This window comes from Enterobacter cloacae complex sp. GF14B (genome assembly GCF_004136805.1).
Lineage (GTDB): Bacteria > Pseudomonadota > Gammaproteobacteria > Enterobacterales > Enterobacteriaceae > Enterobacter > Enterobacter hormaechei_C.
Window position 1 is genome coordinate 1 of sequence record NZ_QFRV01000183.1, and the last position, 2,804, is coordinate 2,804.

A 2,804-nucleotide genomic window follows, 5' to 3' on the forward strand; every position below is an offset into this window, starting at 1 on the left:
GTACCAGCTGCTCATCTCATCAAAGACTACATCTCTGCTCACTCGTAATTCTCGTGTAGTAGGATTGTAGCACCTGTACCCCTTTTGTTCAAGGGAATATCCCACAAGAATACATTTCTCTGCTTTAGGATCCAATTTCCTACGCAACTCATCTGGTACATGCACGTAAGCTATGCAGCCAAACACTTTCAAGTGTGCCAAATCAGGCTTTGTACCTGTAAACTTTTCCTCAGGTGTTACATCATGCACCGCAGCTGTAGGTGTCCTGTTCATAATGTACACAGCTGTATTTACAGCTTCAGCCCAGAAATGATGAGGCATGTTCTTCTCATTCATCAATGCACGTGCAACCTCTGCAATGTGCCTGTTTTTCCTTTCTGCGACCCCATTCTGCTGTGGAGTATATCTGCATGTAAACTGCCTGTGTATACCATGCATTCGCAGAAAATCTGAAAAATCATTGGAGAAGTACTCTCCCCCTCCATCTGACCTCAATGTCTTGATTTGCATATCTGTCTCCTTCTCAATCATGACTTTGAAGTCTTGAAAGTGACCAAACACTTCACTTTTGTTACGCATGAAGTAGACCCATACTTTCCTTGTATGGTCATCAATGAAAGAGACATAATACCTGCAACCATGTATACTTGCAGTATCGGTTGGACCCCAAACATCTGTGTGCACCACCTCAAGTGGCTTTTTACATACATTGCGCTCATGTGGAAATGAGCCCTTTGACTGTTTTCCAAACTGGCATGCTGCACACACTTTATGCATACCATCCACCTTGAATTTGGGCAAACCTTTTACAATCTGTTTTGATTGCATGCTGCGCAATCTCTGCTCATTGACATGGCCAATGCGTTTGTGGCAAATGTCAACATCAGCCAAAACACCTGTGCCCTGTGCAAATAATGCAGCTTTTACCTCAGGCATGTCTACATTCAGCGTAAACATTGTGCCCACACATTTGCCCTCTGTGATCAGCTTACAGCCGTTCTGGAAATCTTCTACATAACAGCCATTTGGATTGAAGCGAACCTGCAAACCCTGCTCAACCATTTGTCCAACAGAAACAAGATTCTTTGTAATGTTTGGGACATGAAGTACATCTGCTAAGTACTTTGATTTCCCACTCTTCGTATTTAGAGGTATGCCCCCTACATGAGCAATGGGGTGAGCTGTGTCATCTCCTGTCTGCACATAGCCTGACACATCTGGTTTGCGCATATCTCTAAACCACTCTCCACGAGACGTCATGTGATTAGAGGCACCTGAATCCACATACCAAACATCATCTTGGGTGGAATTCTCTGCAGTCATTGTATTCATTACATGCTGCATAACAAACATGCGCTCGTTTTTGCTGTCATCTGCATCTCTGCTAGTAGATGCATAGTTGCCTTGTTCTCTCTTTCTACTTGCTTTTCCCTTTGGACAGTCACGTGACATGTGACCTCTTTCACCACAAGTCCAACATCCTCTACTATCTGGAGTATGTTGCTGCCTGCTTGATCCTGCACCACGACCTCTTTGACTCCCCCTGCCTTGAGACTGGTTTCCCCTGCCACCTGTATTGTTTTGATTTGATTGACCTTCCAGAAATTGGCCCCTGCAACCCCTTGGGCCTCGACCACAACCTCTACCTCTACCTCTGTTTGAGTTAGAATAGAAGGCCTGTTCAGAATTATTTCTGCCATGAGAAGAAGATGTGTCAAGGTTCTTCTCCTCAAGAATAAGCATAGAAATCAAATCTTGGAACACGGGGATGTCGTCTCTTGTATTCATGGAAGACCTAAAATGTACATACTCATCTCCTAGACCATCCAAGCATGCACGGACAATGTCATCGTCTTCCACTGAGACTTTAATAGACCCAAGAGCCTCAATGATACTCTTGATCTTCAAAGCATAATCATTGATTGAGAGGTTGTTCCTCTTAACCTGATTTAGCTCCGACTTTAGTTGAAGCTTCCTGGCCTTGGTGTTCACCTCGAACACTCTGCCTAAGTTTTTCCATGCAATGGCGGGGGTTTCAGCATCCTGTAGATAGCCCATCATGCCATCTGTGATGCTCATAGAAAGCCAATACATCACTTTGCTCTGGCCTTGTTGCCAGTCCCTCAAAGATTTCCTTTGTTCTGCTGTAGCATTTGCCTCGGGAATCTCTGGTTCCTTTTCATTGTCTCCTTCTACATAGTCCCAATAACCTTTTCCTTTTAGGAAATTTGTTATTCTGAACTTCCATGCGGGTAGTTATTTTTCTCAAGCTTCTCAGTGACAATTTGACTGAAACCGTCAGACATCTTGAAGCACTAAGACAAAATAGCTGCAATCTGCAAAACCTGGAAATCTGTTGAACCTGCTGTCGTGGTACCTGTAACGATTTCTACACTCAACGAGTGTCCACAATCAAGCGTACATACAACCACTGTACTTGTACAGTTTATAAATCTCTGTATACTGCACTTCGGAGACCTGTTCAGAAACTTGTACGAAAAACCCCTAAAAATTTTTCCGCTGCGCGGGGCGCCATCGGCATCTGGTCGTGGATTGCGAACGAAGGTATTGTGATGCTCTTGCTCTCTTAGCCTCTCTTGCCTGCACCACGCTCTGATACCATGTAAAGAAAGAGGATGCAAGAGAGCTACACAAGATAAGCACAAAGCACACAGAGATGGAAAGCTTCTTCTTCTTCACACAGAAAAGAGAGTACAAAAATGAGTAAGTGCTAAAACTGAAAAGTAGCACATATGTTCATGCGGTCACTAAGTGTGAAATCGCTAGAAGCGTACTAGGCTGGC

Annotated in this window: 1 protein-coding gene; it reads right to left on the reverse strand. The window is 44.0% G+C overall.

Annotated features, from left to right (window positions below):
* A partial coding sequence (locus DD606_RS24405; RefSeq protein ID WP_139158356.1) for a DDE-type integrase/transposase/recombinase occupies nucleotides 1–2,127 on the reverse strand: 2,127 nt, incomplete at its 3' end.
* Nucleotides 2,128–2,804: the final 677 nt, after the last annotated feature.